This is a genomic window from Mesoflavibacter zeaxanthinifaciens DSM 18436 (assembly GCF_000422365.1).
GTDB classification, from domain to species: domain Bacteria; phylum Bacteroidota; class Bacteroidia; order Flavobacteriales; family Flavobacteriaceae; genus Mesoflavibacter; species Mesoflavibacter zeaxanthinifaciens.
This window is the reverse complement of the sequence record NZ_AULQ01000005.1, coordinates 16109-33348: the sequence shown is the minus strand read 5'-3', so window position 1 is coordinate 33348 and position 17240 is coordinate 16109. Positions and strand designations below refer to the sequence as shown.

The window sequence follows — 17240 nt, the reverse complement described above, 5'->3', positions numbered from 1 at the left end:
ATATGCACTACGAAAAGTCCATAGAGTTACTTTTAAAATGCAGTACAGAAAAAGGATTTGTTGCAAGCGCTCAAGATATTTCAAATTATAAACGTGTTTGGGCTAGAGATGGAGTAATATGTGGTTTATCTGCTTTAGCTTCTGGACATAGAGAGTTAATAAAAACATTTAAAAACACATTACTTACACTAGCAAAGCATCAACACGAAGTAGGTACAATACCATCTAATGTAGGTGTTTCAGAAAAAGATGAATCTGTAAGTTATGGTGGATTAGCAGGTCGTGTAGATGCTGCTACTTGGTTTGTAATTGGTGTTTGCCAATACGCTAACTATACTAATGATTTTGCTTTTTTTAATGATTTAAAACCAAAAATATACAAAGTATTACAGCTTTTAAATGCTTGGGAATTTAATAATAAACACCTAATGTATATTCCGTTATCGGGTAATTGGGCTGACGAATATATTACCGACGGATATGTCTTATACGACCAACTATTAAGGTATTGGGCAATACAATCTTTTAATTATTTAGAAAACGATCAAAGCTTAAGTAATAAGCTTATTCAAATAAAAAATCAAATTAAAGCAAACTTTTTTCCTAATTCTAATAAAGAAAAATTTCATGATCGTGCCTATAATGCAATAAAGATAGATTCATTTTTACCGTGCTCATTCTCACCATCAGGATATAAAACTAACTACGACGCGTTTGCAAATGCATTGCTGTTAATTTTAGATTTTGGAGATAAAAAATTTAAAAACAAACTAATAGATTACAGTTTAGAATTAGCAGAATCTACAAAATTAGGTTTGCTACCTGCTTTTTGGCCAGTTATAAAACCAAACGATCAACATTGGGATTTACTTAAAGATAACTGTAAATATGAATTTAGAAATTACCCATACGAGTTTCATAACGGTGGTAGTTGGGCAATGGTTAATGGTTTTTTTGGATTAGGACTACTTAAACAAGGAAAAACAGAACAAGCAAAAAAAATACTTAAAAATATAGATAAAGTTAATCAAGTTGAAGATTATAAGTTTTACGAAAACTTTAATACTAAAACAACAGAACCTAACGGAGTGCCTTATTGCGCATGGAGCGCAGCAGCATCTGTGCTACTTACTCAGTCTATAAAACAACAAATAAAATTTATTTAAATTGAAAACTATAGATATTTTATGCGTTGGTGAAGTATTGTTAGATTTTATTGGAGAAGAAGCTAATAAAACAGTACAAACAACAAGCGCATATAAAAGATACTTAGGAGGATCTCCTACAAATGTTGCAGTAAATGCAGTAAAGCTAGGCTTAAAATCTGCATTAGTTGCTACTTGTGGTAATGATGGATTAGGACGTTTTGTAGAAGATAAATTAACCAAAAGCAATGTAGATGTAAGTGCACTAAATAAAACTGAAGAGTATCCAACATCTATCATTTTAGTGTCTAAATCTACAGAAACTCCAGATTTTTTACCATTTAGACAAGCAGATTTTCATATAAATGAAAGTCAAATTTCAGAACAATTAATAGAGTCGTCAAAAATTTACCATACAACTTGTTTTGCGTTAAGTAAAAATCCGGCAAGAACAACAATTCTAAATAAAGCAAAAAAAGCAAAAGAAAAAGGATTGTCACTTAGTATAGATATAAATTATTCTGAAAAAATTTGGCCAAACACAGAAGAGGCAATTTCTGTAATTAAAGAATATTTAAAATTAGATCCTTTAGTAAAATTAAGTTTAGATGATTGTAAGCGATTATTTAAAGAAGATAAAAAAGACCAATTTATTTTTGATTATTTTCATTCTTTAGGTGCATCAGTAGTATGTTTAACAAAAGGAAGTGAAGGAGTTGTGGTATCTGATAAGTCTGGAGAGTTAGTAGAAAAAGCAAGCTTAAAAATAGAAAATATTAAAGACGCAACAGGTGCTGGTGATGCTTTTTGGACAGGTTTTTTATATAGTCAACTAAATAATAAAAATTTAGAGGATAGTGTTGATTTTGCTCAAAAAATAGCAAAACAAAAACTTCAACACGTTGGAGGTTTACCTAATCATGTTAAGTTTTAAAATAATTATTCATAATTTTATGAAAAGCTACCTATTAAAGGTGGCTTTTTTTATACACTAATTTTAAGCAAACAATTATATAGCTTACATTTGTAATTCAATTTAAACTTAAAAAAATTCCGCGTAAGCAGAAACATTATATCCTTATGAGTAAACAAAGTAGACGTCGCGAAGCTTTAGTATATCATGCAAAGCCAACTCCAGGAAAAATAAAAGTAGTACCAACAAAAAAATATGCAACACAAAGAGATTTGTCTCTTGCATATTCACCAGGTGTTGCAGAGCCTTGTTTAGAAATAGAAAAAGATAAAAATAATGCCTATAAATATACTTCTAAAGGAAATTTAGTAGCAGTAATATCTAACGGGACAGCAGTTTTAGGATTAGGAGATATTGGTCCAGAAGCTTCAAAACCAGTAATGGAAGGTAAAGGTTTATTATTTAAAATCTTTGCAGATATTGACGTATTTGATATAGAAGTTGACACAAAAAATGTAGAAGAATTTATCCAAACCGTAAAAAATATAGCTCCAACCTTTGGAGGAATTAATTTAGAAGATATTAAAGCGCCAGAAGCTTTTGAAATAGAGCGTAGATTAAAAGAAGAACTGGATATTCCAGTAATGCATGATGACCAACATGGTACTGCTATTATATCTGCAGCAGCATTATTAAATGCTTTAGAATTAGCAGAAAAAAAGATAGATGAAATAAAAATTGTAGTAAGTGGTGCAGGTGCAGCTGCTATCTCATGTACAAGACTATATCAAGCTTTTGGAGCAAAACGCGAAAACATTGTCATGTTAGACAGTAAAGGTGTAATTAGAAGCGATAGGGATAACTTAACAGCTCAAAAAGCAGAGTTTGCAACCGATAGAAAAATAAATACATTAGAAGAAGCAATGCAAGATGCAGATGTCTTTATTGGCTTATCAACGTCAGATATTGTAAATCAAGATATGTTACGTTCAATGTCTGTAAACCCTATTGTATTTGCTATGGCAAATCCAGATCCAGAAATAGCTTATGATTTAGCAATAGCAACTAGAGAAGATATTATAATGGCTACAGGACGTAGTGATCATCCTAACCAAGTAAATAACGTATTAGGTTTCCCATTTATTTTTAGAGGTGCTTTAGATGTTCGAGCAACAAAAATTAACGAAGCTATGAAAATGGCAGCAGTTAAAGCTTTAGCAGATTTAGCTAAAGAGCCAGTGCCAGAACAAGTAAATATAGCTTATGGCGAAACGCGTTTAGCATTTGGTAAAGATTATATTATACCAAAACCATTTGACCCAAGATTAATTTCTGAAGTACCACCAGCAGTAGCAAAAGCAGCTATGGAAAGTGGCGTAGCAAAAGAACCAATTGAAGATTGGGAAAAATATAAAGACGAATTAATGCAACGTCTTGGATCTGATAACAAATTAATGCGATTATTATTTAATCGTGCTAAGATGAATCCAAAGCGTGTTGTATTTGCAGAAGCAGATCAGTTAGACGTACTAAAAGCAGCTCAAGTTGTATATGAAGAAGGTATTGCACATCCAATTTTGTTAGGTCGTCAAGAAGAAATAGAGCGTCTTAAAGAAGAAATAGAGTTTGATGCAGAAGTGCCTATTATAGACCCAAAATCAGATGAGCAGTTAGAACAAAAAAATAAATATGCTCAAGTCTATTGGGAACAACGTCAAAGACGTGGCGTAACTCTTTTTAATGCACAAAAGATTATGCGAGAGCGTAATTATTTTGCAGCTATGATGGTTAACGAAGGAGATGCAGATGCTGTAATTACAGGATATTCTCGTAGTTACCCTTCTGTTGTAAAACCAATGTTAGAACTATTTGGTTTAGCACCTGGTTCTTCAAGAATAGCGACAACAAACTTAATGATGACACAGCGTGGACCATTATTTTTAAGTGATACGGCTATAAATGTAGATCCTTCTGCTAAAGATTTAGCTAGAATAGCTCAGATGACAGCAAAAACCATGAAAATGTTTGGTTTAGAGCCTGTAATGGCAATGACCTCATATTCTAATTTTGGTTCATCAACAAATCCAAGAGCATCAAAGGTAAGAGAAGCTGTAAGTTACCTACATAGAGCCTATCCAGATTTAGTAGTAGACGGAGAGTTGCAAACAGATTTTGCTCTTAATAGTAAAATGCTTCAAGACATTTTTCCTTTTTCAAAATTAGCAGGACGTAAAGTAAATGCATTAATATTTCCTAATCTAGATGCAGCTAATATTACTTACAAGCTTTTAAAAGAATTGAATAAAGCAGATTCTATAGGACCAATTATGATGGGTATGAAAAAACCTGCTCATATACTACAATTAGATGCAAGTGTAGACGAAATTGTAAGTATGGCAGCTATAGCTGTAATAGATGCTCAGCAAAAGCAAAAACTAGAAGAAAGTCTAAGGAATAAGAAGTAATTTTGAGTAAGAATAATTTTATTACATTTGAGGGTTTAATAGGGCTATTTTATGATTACTCATATACAAGGTAAATTAGTAGAAAAAAATCCTACAGATGTTGTAATAGATTGCAACGGTGTAGGATATTTGTTAAATATATCACTTCATACTTATTCTCAAATACCAGACCAAGAAGCATTAAAACTGTATACACATCTTCAAGTTAGAGAAGATGCACATACACTTTTTGGATTTGCGTCATTGGCAGAAAGAGAAGTATTCAGGTTATTAATATCTGTAAGTGGTATTGGTGCAAATACAGCAAGAACGATGTTGTCTTCATTAACTCCAAAGCAAATTAGAGAAGGTATTGCAACAGAAGATGTAGCTTTAATTCAATCTATAAAAGGAATTGGAGCAAAAACAGCACAAAGAGTAATCATAGATCTAAAAGATAAGATTCTTAAAATCTATGATATAGACGAAGTTTCTGTTAAAGAAAGCAATACAAATAAAGAAGAAGCGTTATCTGCATTAGAAGTTTTAGGTTTTGCTAAAAAGCAAGCCGAAAAAGTTATAGATAAAATAGTGGCTCAACAACCAGATGCCAACGTAGAAACTATAATAAAACTAGCACTAAAAAATTTATAATTTATTTTGAATACAGCTCAACATAGTTTTTATAAATCCACACTAACTAACCTATTTACCACTTTTTTATTATTATTTAGTGTTGTTATTGTAGCTCAAGAAACTCCAGAAACAGAAACCGATAGTACCAAAACAGGCTTTAATTTAGGACAAATACAAATGCCTAATCCAAGCAGTATTGTTTCAAAATACACTTATGATGCTTTAACAGATAGATATATCTATACAGAGTCTGTAGGAGAGTTTAATATCAATTACCCAATAATTTTAACACCACAAGAGTATCAATCTTTAGTAGATAAAGAAAACATGCAATCTTATTATAAAGAAAAGATTGATGCTTACGATGGAAAGAAAGAAAATTCAGAAGAAGCTCAGAAAAATCTATTGCCAGAGTTTTATGTAAATTCAGGTTTTTTTGAAAGCATTTTTGGAGGAAATACTATTGAGTTTATCCCTCAAGGATCTGTAGAAATGGATTTAGGTATCCTTTTTACAAAGCAAGATAACCCTTCATTTTCACCAAGAAACAGACGTAACTTTACTTTTGACTTTGATCAACGTATTAGCTTAAGTATGTTGGGTAAAGTAGGAACACGTTTACAAGTAAATGCAAATTACGATACACAGTCTACGTTTGATTTTCAAAACGTAATAAAATTAGAATATACACCAACAGAAGACGATATCATTCAAAAAATTGAAGTTGGTAACGTTAATATGCCTCTAAACAACTCATTAATTTCAGGAGCTCAAAGTTTATTTGGTGTTAAAACGCAACTTAAATTTGGTAAGACAACAATTACAGGTGTGTTTTCAGATCAAAGATCAGACACAAGATCTGTAGTTGCTCAAGGTGGCGGAACTTTAGATGAATTTGACTTTTTTATTAGAGATTATGATGAAAACCGTCACTTCTTCTTAGCACAATATTTCCGTAACAACTATGATAAAGCATTAGAAAATTACCCGTTTATAAATAACAATATTCAGATTACAAGAATTGAAGTATGGGTAACAAACAGAAGTAATCAAACGCAAAATGTACGTAACGTTGTAGCGTTTCAAGATTTAGGAGAAACAGGTGTTATAGGTAATGCTGGTGTAAATGTTTATCAAGGTCCAAACGCATTTCCGGATAACGGAAACAATGGTTTAGATCCAACAATTATTGGGCAGCCAATGTCTCAATTAACAGATGCAGTAAGAGATATTGCTACCGTACAAAATGGAATTTTAATACCTGGTTTTAACGAAGGTTTCGACTTTGCAAAACAAGAAAATACCAGAAAGTTAATAGAAGGACAAGAATATAAAGTAAATACACAATTAGGATATATTTCTTTAAATCAAAGACTTAATAACGATGAAGTTTTAGCAGTAGCTTATCAATATACTGTTGGAGGGCAAGTATTTCAAGTAGGAGAATTTGCTAACGATGGTCTTGATGCAACAGATGTTAATACCAACTCTCAAGGTCAAGTAACTAATGTAACTAACAACGCATTAGTTTTAAAACTTTTAAAAAGTAGTATTACTAGTGTACAGCAGCCAATTTGGGATCTAATGATGAAAAACATTTACGATACCGGAGCATATCAATTAAGTCAAGAAGATTTTAAGCTTAATATTTTTTATAACGAAGCTGCACCACTTAACTATATCACACCAGTAGAAGGAACATCTTTTCCTACAGTAGATTTAGATAATAATCCAACAACAGATGATGAGGTTATACAAGAAACTACGCTGCTAAGATTATTCAATTTTGATAAACTAAACTTTAATAATGATCCTCAAATAGGAGGAGACGGATTTTTTGATTTTGTATCAGGAATAACTGTAATACCAGAAAACGGTAAAATAGTTTTTACTAAAGTAGAACCGTTTGGACGTTATTTATTCGACTTATTAGATGATGATGGTAACCCAGGTGATAATGCTGCAGATTATGAAGCAGATACTTACACTAACCCAAACCAAGAAAAATACGTTTATGACTTGTTATATAAAGCAACAAAAACAGCTGCATTAGACGAGTCCGAAAAAAATAAATTCCAAATAAAAGGACGTTACAAATCGTCTGGTGGTGATGGTATCCCGATTGGTGGGTTTAATGTGCCAAGAGGATCAGTACGTGTACAAGCAGGAGGAAGAGTGTTAGTAGAAGGTGTAGATTATACAGTAAATTATCAGTTAGGTAGAGTATACATTATTGATGATGCTTTAAAAGCCTCTAATACTCCTATTCAAGTTTCCACAGAAAATAACTCAATCTTTGGGCAACAAACTAAACGTTTTACAGGAATAAATGTAGAACATCGTTTTAACGAAAACTTTGTGGTTGGCGCTACGTATTTAAACCTTAACGAAAGACCTATTACGCAAAAAGCAAACTATGCTACAGAGCCTATAAACAATACAATTTTAGGGTTTAATGGTAATTATTCTACAGAAGTTCCATTCTTTACAAGACTTGTTAATAAGTTACCAAATATAGATACAGATGCACCATCAAATTTTTCTGTTCGTGGTGACTTTGCATACTTACTACCAGGAGCACCAAAAGGAACTAATTTTAATGGAGAAGCTACTGCATATATAGATGATTTTGAAGGGACTCAAAACGGAATTGATCTAAAATCACCGCAAGCTTGGACACTATCTTCTAGACCTTTAAATTTAAATAACACGACAGCTTTTGATGCTGTAGGTATAGAAAATGGTTACGGTAGAGCAATGTTAAATTGGTACTCTATAGATCCTATTTTCTACGGAAGTCAAAGACCATCAGGTATCTCAGATGATGATATGTCAAGCCTTTATACAAGCCGAGTATTTGTAAACGAACTTTTTCCGCAGCAAGATATCGCTCAAGGACAAACTACGGTTATTAATACTTTAGACTTAGTCTATTATCCAGATGAACGTGGTCCCTACAATTTTCAACCAGGTTCTGAGAATGGAAATACAGTAAACCCTGAAGAGAGTTGGGCAGGTATAACTAGACAAATAACATCTACAGATTTTGAGCAATCTAATGTTGAGTATATCGAGTTTTGGCTTCAAGATCCATTCCAAGAAAATCCATCTAATCCAGGAGGTAAATTATTTATAAATCTGGGAAGTATTTCAGAAGATATCTTAAAAGATGGTCGTAAACAATATGAAAATGGTTTGCCACAAGACGGTAATATTAGTTTGTTGCCTCAAACAGCTTATCAGTCTGTAGTGCCACAAAACCAAGCGTTAATTTATGCATTTGATACGACAGGAGAAGAAAGAACTAATCAAGACGTTGGATTTGATGGTTATAATGACGCAGAAGAAGCAGCTAATTTTCCAGCAGCATTTTCAGGAATAGCAGATCCAGCAAAAGATAACTACAACTATTATTTAAATGCTGAAGGCGATTTATTTGAGCGTTACAAACAATATAATGGCGTAGAAGGTAACTCTCCAGATTTCTTTAGTGATACTAACAGAGGATCAACAACACAACCAGATGTAGAAGATGTTAACCGTGATAATACTATGAATACTATTGATAGCTATTATCAATATGAAATAGAAATAACGCCAGCTACATTGAACTTAGATAACGAGTTTATTGTTGATACTAAAAATGTTAACGGAAACAGTAATCCAAGAGTTTTACCAAACGGAGATACCGCTTATCCAAAATGGTATCAATTTAGAATACCAGTAAGTTCTGGTGAAGCTGTAAATGGTATTACAGACTTAAGATCTATAAGGTTTACAAGACTATTCTTAAATGGCTTTGAGCAACCTACAGTATTTAGATTTGGTACATTAGATCTAGTAAGAAGTGATTGGAGAAGATTTAGATTAGCATTAGATGGCGGTCCAACAGATCCAACATTTGAAGATACAGATTTTAGCGTAGGTGCAGTAAGCACACAAGAAAACGAAGGTAGCTATGTGTCGCCACCAAGCGTAGTGCCAGAACAATTAAATAATAACAATACCATTGTTAGGCAAAATGAGCAGTCTTTAGTCGTTAAAGTATGTGATTTAAAAGCTAAAGATGCTAGAGCTGTATTTAAGAATATTGCAATAGATATGCGTCAATATAAAAAGTTGCGTATGTTTATGCATGCACGTCAAGGCGAAACACCTGGTTTAGGTGATAATGAAATGGTAGGCTTTATAAGAATGGGTAATGATTTAACCCAAAACTATTATCAAATTGAAATTCCTTTACAAGTTTATAACGGTGGTGGTGGAGCACAAGATTTTTGGCCAGAAGTAAATGAAATAAACTTAAAACTTGAAGTTTTACAACGCTTAAAAGCTTTAGCAGTTAGTAACCAAACATTAACAAGTGGTCAGGCTAATTTTTATGATGTTGTAGGAGATGATTTAATAGAGGTTCCTTTTTCTGAACAATTTGAAGGTTATGTATCTGGTCAACATCGTGTGGCAATAAAAGGTAATCCTAATTTTGGAGATATTAGAACCTTAATGGTTGGTGTAAAAAACGCAACTAATAGTAATTTATGTGGAGATGTTTGGTTTAATGAGCTAAGACTTTCAGACATGAATAACGAAGGTGGTTGGGCTGCAGTAATGAGTGTAGATACTAATTTAGCAGACTTTGCAACAGTAAGTGCTACAGGTAGAATGAGCACTTCTGGTTTTGGAGACATCAACCAAGGACCTAGCGAGCGTAGCTTAGAAGATGTAAAACAATATGATGTTGTAACTAATGTTAATATTGGTCAATTATTACCAGAAAAATGGGGATTACAAATACCATTTAATTATGGTCAAGGAGTAGAAGTGGTAACACCAAAGTTTGATCAACAATACGAAGATTTAGAGCTTCAAACACGAATGGACGAAGCTGCAGACGATGCAGAACGTGATCAAATTTTAGAACAATCCGAAGAGTATACTAAAAGAAAAAGTATCAACTTTATTGGAGTTAAAAAAAATAGAACAGGAGAAGCAAAACCTCGTTTTTACGATGTAGAAAATTTAACACTTAACTACTCTTACAACAAAACAGAACATAGAGATTTTGAAATTAAAAACTCTGTAGACAAACAAGTAAGAGCAGGCATTAATTATGCTTATAATTTTGAACCAAAAGTAATTGAGCCATTTAAGAAAAATGATTCTTTATTTACAGGAGAATATTGGAAGCTATTAAAAGATTTAAACTTTAATGTGTTACCTGCTAGTTTTACTGTAAACACAGATTTAAACCGTCAGTATAATAGACAAAAGTTTAGAGACATAGATTTAGGAGGTAATAATATTGGATTAGAAGAACTATATAGAAGAAACTATACTTTCGACTATCAATACAATATCAACTGGAATCTTACAAAATCACTTCAACTTAACTTATCTGCTTCAAATAACAATATTGTTCGTAATTATTTTAAAGACAATATTATTAACGGAGAACCAGATCCTATGCTAGATGTTTGGGACGGTTTCTTTGATTTTGGAGATCCAAACCGTCAACAACAACAAGTTGGTATTAATTATGAAATTCCTTTTGCTAAAATCCCAACCTTAAACTTTATAAAAGCAACTTATAGTTACTCTGGGTTATACCAGTGGCAAAAAGGATCTGATTTATTTGGTAATCTAACAGCAGATGATGGTAATACCTACGATTTAGGTAACTCAATTTCTAATGGTAATTCACACAATATTAATTCAACTTTAGACATGAATAAGTTGTATAAATATTTGGGTATAGCAAAAAAGAGAAGTTCAAGACGTAGTAATAGGATTAGTAGGGCACGTGGTGCTCAACCACCAGCTGTTGTCAATAAAGATGAAAAAGCAAAGCAAAAGAAAAGCGGAGATGGTTTTGGAGCCAAACTAGGCAATTTTGGTATAGAAATATTAACATCGATAAAACGTATACAAGCTGTTTATAGCGAAACTAATGGGACATATTTACCAGGATACTTACAAACTCCAGGTTTTTTAGGTACATCTAAACCAACACTAGGTTATACTTTAGGTAGTCAAAGAGATGTGCGTGATCTTGCAGCAAGAAATGGATGGTTAACCATCTTCCCAGATTTTAACCAACAGTATACGACTAACCAAACTAAACAGTTAGATTTATCTGCAAACTTAGAGCCGGTTAAAGATTTAAAAATTGATTTAATTGGATTTAGAACTTATGCTGAAAATTATACAGAAAACTACCGTATAGAAAATGACGAGTATGTGTCCTTAACACCAAATACGTACGGTAATTTTAGTATATCTGCATTTACATTACCAACAGCATTTAGTAAAAGTGATGAGAACGGATCTCAAGCATTTGATGATTTTAGAGCAAATAGAATTGAAGTTGCAAAACGTTTAGCCACACAAAGAGGAATTGATGTGACAGATCCTGCAAATTTAGATGCAGAAGGCTATCCAAAAGGGTTTGGTAAAACAAGTCAGCAAGTATTATTGCCATCATTTGTAAGTGCATACACAGGAAGAGGAGCTAACAAAACACCATTAGATGCATTAAGAGATATACCAATTCCTAACTGGGATTTAAAGTATACAGGTTTTATGAAGTTTAATTGGTTTAAAAAACGATTTAAACGTTTCTCTTTAACACATGGTTATCGTTCAACATATACCATTCAACAGTTTAGAACAAACTTAGATTATACACCAATAGATTTTACAGTAGATTACGATTCTCAACCAAACGAAGCTTTAGATCAAGCAGGAAACTATAAAGCAAAAAGTTTATTAAGCGGTGTAACTTTAACAGAAATGTTTAGCCCATTATTCCGTTTTGACATGGAGATGAAAAACTCGGTAAGAGTCCTTTTAGAAATGAAAAAAGACCGTATGCTATCATTAAGTTTTGATAATAATCTAATGACCGAAATTGCAGGAAACGAGTATACGGTAGGATTAGGCTACCGCCTTAAAGACGTACGCATAAAATCAAAATTAGCAGGACCAAGACGATCAATAGTATCAGATTTAATTATGTCTGCAGATTTATCTGTAAGAGATAACAAAACAATAATTAGATACTTAGATGTAGATAATAACCAAATAACAAACGGTCAAACCATTTGGGGATTAAAATACAATGCAGAGTATGCATTTAGTAGAAACTTAACAGGTATTTTCTACTTCGATTATACCTTCTCAGAATATGCAATTTCAACAGCATTTCCTCAAACAACAATTAGGTCAGGTTTAACACTTAGATATAATTTCGGAAATTAATAATTCTTTATTTGAAATTATTACTCATTTAAATACATTTGTAGCAACTTAAAAAATAAAAGATGAATATTCCAGCAGATTTAAAATATACTAAAGACCACGAATGGGTTAAAATTGAAGGCGACCAAATTACAGTAGGTATTACAGATTTTGCTCAAAGTGAGTTAGGAGATATAGTTTACGTTGAGGTTGAAACTTTAGACGAAACTTTAGATGCAGAAGAAGTTTTTGGAACAGTAGAAGCAGTAAAAACAGTATCAGACTTATTCTTACCTGTAGCAGGAGAGATTGTTGCTTTTAATGATTCTTTAGAAGACGAACCAGAAAAAGTAAACACAGATCCTTACGGAGAAGGTTGGATGATTAAAGTAAAGGTATCTGATGTAGCATCATTAGACAGCTTACTTTCTGCAGAAGATTATAAAGCCATAATTGGTGCATAAATTATTACCTTTACTTAGCATAGGTTACTCTGTAGTGCTTACAATATTAAGTTTAATGCCACAAGTAGGACCAAGTAATATGCCAAGTAATAGTGATAAAGTATTTCATGCAATTGCATATATGTTTTTTACCATGATTTGGTATCTTACATTAAAAATAAGTTTTTTTTCTAAAAAAGCTTTACGTATTGCAATTGTTTTAGCTATAGTGTTTGGCATAATTATTGAAATATTACAACATACACTAACACAGCATAGAGAAGCAGATATTAAAGATGTAATAGCCAATATAATAGGCACATTTCTATCAGTATTGATTATTAAATTAGCGTTAAAAATGAAAGTTAAAAACAACTAATGCCTTGTTTTTTTAGTAAATAAATAGTTATTTTAGCATTCAGTAAAAATCACAAACATGGAACCAAAGAAAAATCCAGAAGCAAATGTAGGTCGTAACAGTAGTCTATATCTAGCAGTAGGTTTAGCACTTATGATGTTTATATCATATACAGCGATTAATCATAAAACATATGACAAAGAAGCAATTGACATTGGTCAATTAGATCTTGGTGAAGAAATAGAAGAAGAAATTCCAATTACTGAAATACAAAATACACCACCGCCACCGCCACCGCCACCAGCAGCTCCAGAAGTTATCGAGGTTGTGGAAGATGAAGAAGAAGTGGAAGAAACAGTAATCGAGTCTACAGAAACAACTCAAGAAGAAGTAATCGTAGAGGTAGAAGAAGTAGAGGTAGAAGAGGTAGAAGAAGTTATTGAAGACGTACCATTCTCAATTATCGAAAATGTGCCAATCTTTCCTGGATGCGAAAGTGGGAACAACGATGCTAAGAAAAAATGTATGTCTGATAAAATCAATAAATTTGTACAACGTAACTTTAATACAGATTTAGCTCAAGATTTAGGTTTAGATTCAGGTATTAAAAGAATATTTGTATCATTTAAAGTTGATACACAAGGTAACATTGTAGGAATTAGATCAAGAGCGCCTCACCCAAGATTAGAACAAGAGGCTGCAAGAGTAATTCAAAAATTACCTAAAATGAAGCCAGGTAAGCAAAGAGGTAAGCCAGTAAACGTACCTTACTCTTTACCAATTACATTTAGAGTAGAATAGTTAAATAACTATCATATATTAAAAATCCCGTTACAATTGTAACGGGATTTTTGTTTTTGGTATGTTTATTGTGACATTTTCATAATATTAACATTTAAACTTTATTAATTATGAAAAATCTTAACAAAGAGCACAATCTCACTCGCCAAAATGAGAATAAAGTGCAGCATTCACAAAAACATGATGCAAATTTACAAAAAAACTCCACGTTGTATTTTCAGGTAGGATTAATACTGTGCTTATTGGCTGTTTATGGCGCTTTAGAGATGCGTTTTGAATCTACTAACTTAGCTGTAATCGAAGAATCAGTAGAGCCTGTATTTGAAGAGTATACTTTAGATCAAAAACAGTACAAAATTATAAAAGATGCTGTTAAGGTTGAAGATCCTGTAAAAAGACAACCTAAACATGTTTTAGAACCTGAAATTATTGAAAATGACGAACCTGATGCAGAAGAAACTACAGATTTAATAACCGAAATGACTAAACCTAAAACAGAAATTGATGTTACTAAAGTTGATCTTAAAGACATTACGGTTGAAGTACCAGAAGATCCTATAGAAGATGTCCCTTTTGTAAGGATAGAACAAGTCCCTGTATATCCAGGATGCGAAGGAGAAATTACTAACAATGGTCGTAAAAAATGCTTTTCAGAAAAGCTATCAGAATTAGTAAGAAAAAAATTTGACACAGATTTAGGAAATCAACTAGGTTTAAAGGAAGGTATTCAAAAAATCTATGTTAATTTTAGAATAACTAAAACAGGTAACGTAGAAGTGTTAAGGACAAGAGCGCCTCATCAAGTATTAGAAAAAGAAGCTAATAGAGTAGTAAATACAATTCCTAAGGTACAACCAGGAAAACAAGGTGGGCAAGAAGTTTCGGTGTTATACACATTACCAATCATGTTTCAGGTAAGGTAATAAAAAAAATACTATCACTTTTTTAAAGTCGTTATTGTAATATATAGCGACTTTTTTTTGTTCAAAGCTGTTATAAAAAAAGCATTATCTTTCAGCAAAATTTAAACCCAAAATAAATGAAGTCATTCATTTTAACCCTATTTACTCTATTAACGTGTCTATCCTACGGACAAAATAATACTTTTAGAAGTAAACCACCGGTTTTCGAAAATTGTAAAAACCAAGAAGATAGTACTCAACTTAATTGCTTTAATCAAGAGGTTTTTAATTTTATATTTAAAAATTTTCAAACACCAAAAGAAATTGATTCTAACTATAAAGGCGAAATAGTTGTGGTTTTTGAAGTAACAGAAAAAGGAGTGTTTAAAACCATTTTTATTGAAGCAAAGCACAAATCGTTAAAGGAAGAAACACAACGTATATTTGATCTATTTCCTCAAATAGAACCAGCAACTTATAACGGTAATCCTACGTTTAGACAATATTCTATGTCTATTTATTTACCATTGAATGAAGCTAATAAATCTTCAGAAGTTGAAGCTTTTGTTCTTGATCATAATAATCAATCTAAAATCAATCAGGTTGTACAGTTAACAGATTTAGAAAAGAAGGCTAAAGCCGAATTTGATAGTGTACAAAAAGCAGTAACAAAATATCAAAATAAAGAATATAAGAGTCAAATAAATATCCCATTTAGTCATGAAAACTATTTTCGTTTTGACCGTTCGATGAATTTAGTAGGGACGAATAGTCACACAGCATCAAAGCCATTTATGTATGAAGATGTTGAAAATTATTACGATTTTGAAGCAGAAAATGAAGCTTTAAAACAAGATAGACAGACTTGGGCAGGACAAAAATTATGGAATGAGCATTTAGTGCAATTACAAGGAAAAGATTATTGGTTTACTGTAGATCCTGTTTTTGATTTACAATTAGGTAAAGATACTGATGCAGATTTTGATTACACGTATAACAATACTCGTGGTGTTTATATACAAGGTGGATTAGGTAATAAATTTAGCTTTTCTGCAACAGTTTACGAAAATCAAGGTCGGTTTGCAGAATATGTTAATCAATATGCAGAAAGTTTAAAGGCGTTTGGTCCTGATCCTGCCATAATACCTGGTCGTGGTATTGCAAAACGATTTAAAGATGATGCTTATGATTATCCTGTAGCAGAAGGATATTTGTCATATTCACCTGCAAAATTTATTAATGTTCAGTTTGGACATGGCAAACAATTTATTGGCGACGGTTACCGTAGTTTACTACAAAGTGACGTAGCAAGTCCTTATCCTTTTTTAAAGTTGAATACTAAATTTTGGAAAATTAAGTACACCAACACTTGGACCTGGTTAAAAGATGTAAGACCAGAAGCGGTAGTAGATGATGCATTTAGAACAAAATATATAGCAAATCATTACTTAAGCTGGAATGTCTCAAAAAAATTAAACATAGGATTATTTGAATCTGTTATTTGGGAAAATACTAACGATAGAGGCTTTGATGTTAACTATTTAAACCCAGTAATTTTCTTTAGAGCAATAGAGTTTGAAACTGGTCAAGGTGCTGGTAATGCTATTTTAGGAGCTTCAGGAAAATATAAATTTAATGACAATGTAAATATTTATGGACAATTTATTTTAGACGAATTTTCTTTAAATGATGTGAAAGCAGGAGAAAAAAGCTGGAAAAATAAGTTTGGGTTTCAATTAGGCGCTAAATATTATAACGCTTTTAAAGTAAAAAACTTAATGCTTCAAGCAGAATATAACCAAGTAAGACCGTATACATATTCTCATAATACAATTGTGCTAAATTACGCACATAACAATCAACCTATGGCTCATCTTTGGGGCGCAAATTTTAGAGAGTTAGTTTTAATTGGACGTTATCAAAAACAACGTTGGTTTGGAGAAGTTAAGGTTATAACTGGTGTTAGAGGTTTTGATTACAATAACGAAACAGATAACTTTAGCTATGGTGGCGATATTTATAGAGATTATAATGACAGACCATTTGATACAGGTGTAGAAATAGGTCAAGGTATAAAAACGACATCAATAAATGCAAGTGCTCAATTAGGATACTTAGTTAATCCAGCTTCTAATTTAAAAGCATTTGTTAATGTAAACTACAGAAATTTTAATCCAGAAGCAGAAACATTAAATGTTTTTAATAACAGTACTGTTTGGTTTAACTTTGGTTTAAGAACAGACTTATTTAATTGGTATTTTGATTACTAAAAACAATTAAAACTATCATATTAAAGCCTCAAGTTAAAAACCTTGAGGTTTTTTTATGCTAAATAATCAATTAGCAGTATCTTTGCGCAAGC

At 32.1% G+C, this 17240-nt stretch carries 10 protein-coding genes; all 10 read left to right on the top strand.

Going from position 1 to position 17240, the window contains the following annotated elements:
- Positions 1-2 precede the first annotated feature (2 nt).
- Positions 3-1166: a glycoside hydrolase 100 family protein gene (locus H574_RS0104660; protein ID WP_027879448.1), complete on the top strand. Its 1164-nt coding sequence runs from the start codon at positions 3-5 to the stop codon at positions 1164-1166.
- Position 1167: 1 nt separating this feature from the next.
- Positions 1168-2079 carry a carbohydrate kinase family protein gene (locus H574_RS0104655; RefSeq protein ID WP_027879447.1) on the top strand — a complete coding sequence of 304 codons (912 nt, stop codon included), beginning with the start codon at positions 1168-1170 and terminating at the stop codon, positions 2077-2079.
- A 146-nt stretch (positions 2080-2225) separates the two neighbouring features.
- On the top strand, positions 2226-4523 hold the full coding sequence (locus H574_RS0104650) for an NADP-dependent malic enzyme (RefSeq protein ID WP_027879446.1): 2298 nt from the start codon (positions 2226-2228) through the stop codon (positions 4521-4523).
- 51 nt (positions 4524-4574) lie between these two features.
- Positions 4575-5156: a Holliday junction branch migration protein RuvA gene (gene ruvA / locus H574_RS0104645; RefSeq protein WP_027879445.1), complete on the top strand. Its 582-nt coding sequence runs from the start codon at positions 4575-4577 to the stop codon at positions 5154-5156.
- A gap of 6 nt (positions 5157-5162) precedes the next feature.
- Positions 5163-12395: a T9SS outer membrane translocon Sov/SprA gene (gene sov / locus H574_RS0104640; protein WP_027879444.1), complete on the top strand. Its 7233-nt coding sequence runs from the start codon at positions 5163-5165 to the stop codon at positions 12393-12395.
- 62 nt (positions 12396-12457) lie between these two features.
- A complete protein-coding gene (gene gcvH, locus H574_RS0104635; RefSeq protein WP_027879443.1) occupies positions 12458-12838 on the top strand; it encodes a glycine cleavage system protein GcvH in 381 nt (126 codons plus the stop codon).
- On the top strand, positions 12831-13196 hold the full coding sequence (locus tag H574_RS0104630) for a VanZ family protein (protein ID WP_051169826.1): 366 nt from the start codon (positions 12831-12833) through the stop codon (positions 13194-13196). Before gcvH ends, H574_RS0104630 begins: the two co-directional genes overlap by 8 nt.
- Before the next feature lie 57 nt (positions 13197-13253).
- The gene (locus tag H574_RS0104625; RefSeq protein ID WP_027879441.1) at positions 13254-13976 is read left to right on the top strand and encodes an energy transducer TonB; all 723 of its coding nucleotides are present in this window, start codon (positions 13254-13256) and stop codon (positions 13974-13976) included.
- A gap of 110 nt (positions 13977-14086) precedes the next feature.
- On the top strand, positions 14087-14899 hold the full coding sequence (locus H574_RS0104620) for an energy transducer TonB (protein WP_081653174.1): 813 nt from the start codon (positions 14087-14089) through the stop codon (positions 14897-14899).
- Positions 14900-15015: 116 nt separating this feature from the next.
- Positions 15016-17148: a hypothetical protein gene (locus tag H574_RS0104615; RefSeq protein ID WP_027879439.1), complete on the top strand. Its 2133-nt coding sequence runs from the start codon at positions 15016-15018 to the stop codon at positions 17146-17148.
- Positions 17149-17240: the final 92 nt, after the last annotated feature.